The sequence below is a fragment of the Rhodovulum sp. DZ06 genome (genome assembly GCF_050586345.1).
Lineage (GTDB): Bacteria > Pseudomonadota > Alphaproteobacteria > Rhodobacterales > Rhodobacteraceae > JBOCEF01.
The window spans coordinates 1-3,038 of the sequence record NZ_JBOCEF010000100.1 but is presented as its reverse complement, the minus strand read 5'-3'; the positions used below and the strand labels follow the sequence as shown (position 1 = coordinate 3,038).

Sequence of the window (3,038 nt, the reverse complement as noted above, 5' to 3'; positions counted from 1 at the left end):
GGGGGCGTGGGGGGGGGGGGGGGGGGTGGGGGGGGGGTGGGGGGGGGGGGGGGGGGGGGGGGGGGGGGGGGGGGGGGGGGGGCGCAACCCCCCCCCCCCCCCCCCCCCCCCCCCCCCCCCGCTCCCCCCTCCATCCCGCGGCGGGGCGCTTACGGGCAGGCCTTGCGCCATTTGCCGAGGACGGAGAAGCGAGACAGGCTGATGTGGAACGTGTCCTCGGCGTTGAACCAGCCGGGCGAGACCTTGAGCGGCGATCCGGGCGCGGCGCACCAGAAATAGTCCTCCATCCGGCCGCCGGTCTCGGCCATGTGTTTCGCGCAGCTGCCCTCGCAGGGGTCGTGGGTCATGACCCCCGCCTTGCGATTCTCCTCGGCCCAGGCCAGCGCCACCTCCATCGCCGCTTCGCGGGCGGCCTGCGGCGCGGCGGCGTCCAGTTCGACCGAGCAGCCCTGGATCTTCAACTTCCGCGCCTTGCGGGCGCTGAGCATCATGCGGATGGTCAGCCCTTCCTGCGGCAGGTCGTAGACGGCGCGGTCAGTGGTCTTGCCCCACTCCTCCTCGGACAGCAGCGGCAGGTCCGAGAGCAAACCGCGGTCATCGGCCTTCACCGCCTCGGCGCAGCGCTTCGCGCCCGCCATGACGTCGGCGCCGGTGATCTCGCCATACCCGATGGGGTCCGAGGCGGCCCCGGGCAGGGTCCAGTCCGGCCCCGCCTGCGCCGCGGTTCCCATCATGAGCACGACGCCCGCCAACCCGATCAACCGAAGCATGTCGCATTCCTTTCCGTTCAAAATTCCGGGCGCACCCTAACCGCCCGCGCCGCCGCCTAAAAGCCAACAAAAAGAAAGGGGAGGAGGGGGTTCGGGGGAGGAGGGTTCTCCCTCCTCCCCCGAGGGCTTGCACTTGGACCGCTAAGCGGTGGACCCTGCGCCCGCCGCAACCGCCCCGAGTCGGAAAGGACCTCCATGCCCGACGCATCCACGCGCCCCGTCTCCGGCGGCGCGCGTCCCTTCGCCCGCCATGAATGGCTGATCGCCTGGCGCTACATGCGCGCGCGTCGCCGCGAGGGGGGCGTGTCGACCATCGTGTGGTACGCGCTTGTCGGCATCGCGCTGGCGGTGGGCACGCTGATCGTGGTCATGTCCGTCATGTCCGGCTTCCGCGAGGAGTTCACCTCCCGCATCCTGGGGGCAGAGGGGCATGTGAACATGTATCCGCGCACCACCTGGGTGGACGGGCGCGCGGTGCGCGACATCCATGATTACGAGGCGCTCGCCATCCGCGTCGCCGGGGTGCCGGGCGTGATCCGCGCCGCCCCGATGATCGAGCGGCAGGCGCTGCTGACCCATGGGCAGAACAATTCCGGCGCCGTGGTGCGCGGGATGCGCGGGCAGGACCTTCTGGCGCTGCCCTGGATCGCCAATCCCGAGCAATCCCAGGGCTCGCTGGACCGCTACGGCGAGGGCATCGCGCTCGGCTGGGGCGTGGCGCGGGAGCTGGGCGTGGGCGCGGGCGACAGGGTGACGATGATCCTGCCCAATGGCCGCGCGACCCCCTTCGGCATGGCGCCGAAACAGAAGACCTATGAAGTCACCTACGTCTTCCGCATCGGCCGCTCGGACGTGGACCGCACCCGCGTGTTCATGCCGTTCGAGGAGGCGCAGGACTATTTCAACCGCCAGGGCGTGGCGGACATGGTCGAGGCGGTGGTGGAGCGGCCCGACGCCCTCGGGACCGGGAGCGACCTTGACCGCGGCATCCGCGCCGCGGCAGGCGACGCCTACATCCCCTGGACCTGGAAGGACGCCAACGGCGCGTTCCTCTCGGCGCTGGATCTCGAGCGCAACACCATGTTCATGATCCTGTCGCTGGTGGTGCTGATCGCGGCGCTGAACATCGTCTCGGGGCTGGTGATGCTGGTGAAGAACAAGGGCCGCGACATCGGCATCCTGCGCACCATGGGCCTGCCGCAGGGGGCGATCCTGCGGATCTTCTTCCTCTGCGGCGCCGGGATCGGCGCGCTGGGGACGATCATCGGGACCATCCTCGGGGTGCTGTTCGTGATCTATATCGACCCGATCTTCGGCGCCGTGGACTTCCTCCTCGGGGGCGGGGTCTGGGACCCGGAGGTGCGGCTGATCTCCCGCTTCCCGGCGGAGCTGTCCTGGCCGATCGTGCTCAAGACCTCGGCCATGGCGCTGGGTCTGTCCTTCGCCGTCACCTGGTTCCCGGCCCGCCGGGCGGCGCGGCTCGATCCCGTGGAGGCGCTGCGTTATGAGTGACCTGGTTCTGCGCCTCTCGGGCATTGCGCGCACTTATGGGAGCGGCCCCGCGGCGGTCGAGGTGCTGAAGGGCTGCGACCTGCAGGTGGCGGCGGGCGAGGTGGTGGCGATGACCGCCCCCTCCGGCTCCGGCAAATCCACGCTGCTGCATATCGCGGGCCTTCTCGACAAGCCCGATGCGGGCACGGTCGAGGTGGTGGGCCACGACATGACCGCCGAGCGGTCCGACGCCGTGCGCACCGCGATGCGGCGGCGCGAGATCGGCTTCGTCTACCAGTTCCACCACCTGATGCAGGAATTCACCGCGGCCGAGAACGTCGCCATCCCGCAGCTGGCCGAGGGCGCCTCCATGGCCGCCGCCACGGCCCGGGCGGGCGAGCTGCTCGAAGCGATGGGCCTTTCGGGCCGCGCCACGCACCGGCCCGCCGAGCTGTCGGGCGGCGAGCAGCAGCGCGTCGCCATCGCCCGGGCGCTCGCCAACGGCCCGCGCCTGCTGCTGGCCGATGAGCCGACCGGGAACCTCGACCCCGAGACCTCGGAGAAGGTCTTCGCCGCCCTCCGGGCCGCCCTCGCCGAAGCCGGGGCAGGGGCGCTGATCGCCACCCATAACCTCGAGCTGGCGGCGCGGATGGATCGGCAGGTGCGCTTGGAAGGCGGCGCGCTGGTCTGATTGCGCTGCGCGCGGGGGGGGGGGGGGGGGGGGGGGGGGGGGGGGGGGGGGGGGGGGGGGGGGGGGGGGGGGGGGGGGGGGGGGGG

The 3,038-nt window shown here is 72.0% G+C and carries 3 protein-coding genes; 2 read left to right on the top strand and 1 reads right to left on the bottom strand.

Features of this window, described 5'->3' with window-relative positions:
• Positions 1 to 149: 149 nt before the first annotated feature.
• Complete coding sequence (locus ACQ5SO_RS21300; protein WP_430943663.1) at positions 150 to 770, bottom strand: hypothetical protein; 621 nt, start codon at positions 768 to 770, stop codon at positions 150 to 152.
• 195 nt (positions 771 to 965) lie between these two features.
• On the opposite strand from ACQ5SO_RS21300, the gene ACQ5SO_RS21295 reads away from it, so the two are divergent.
• Positions 966 to 2,282, top strand: coding sequence for a lipoprotein-releasing ABC transporter permease subunit (locus ACQ5SO_RS21295; protein WP_430943662.1), 1,317 nt, complete (start codon positions 966 to 968; stop codon positions 2,280 to 2,282).
• Positions 2,275 to 2,952 (top strand): ABC transporter ATP-binding protein, encoded by a 678-nt coding sequence (locus ACQ5SO_RS21290; RefSeq protein ID WP_430943661.1) that lies wholly within the window; start codon positions 2,275 to 2,277, stop codon positions 2,950 to 2,952. The genes ACQ5SO_RS21295 and ACQ5SO_RS21290 overlap by 8 nt, the downstream gene beginning before the upstream one ends.
• Positions 2,953 to 3,038: the final 86 nt, after the last annotated feature.

Bases quoted from the DNA above. Each gene is read 5' to 3' on its own strand.
- ACQ5SO_RS21300 (WP_430943663.1), bottom strand. From the start codon at position 770: ATGCTTCGGTTGATCGGGTTGGCGGGCGTCGTGCTCATGATGGGAACC.
- ACQ5SO_RS21295 (WP_430943662.1), top strand. From the start codon at position 966: ATGCCCGACGCATCCACGCGCCCCGTCTCCGGCGGCGCGCGTCCCTTC.
- ACQ5SO_RS21290 (WP_430943661.1), top strand. From the start codon at position 2,275: ATGAGTGACCTGGTTCTGCGCCTCTCGGGCATTGCGCGCACTTATGGG.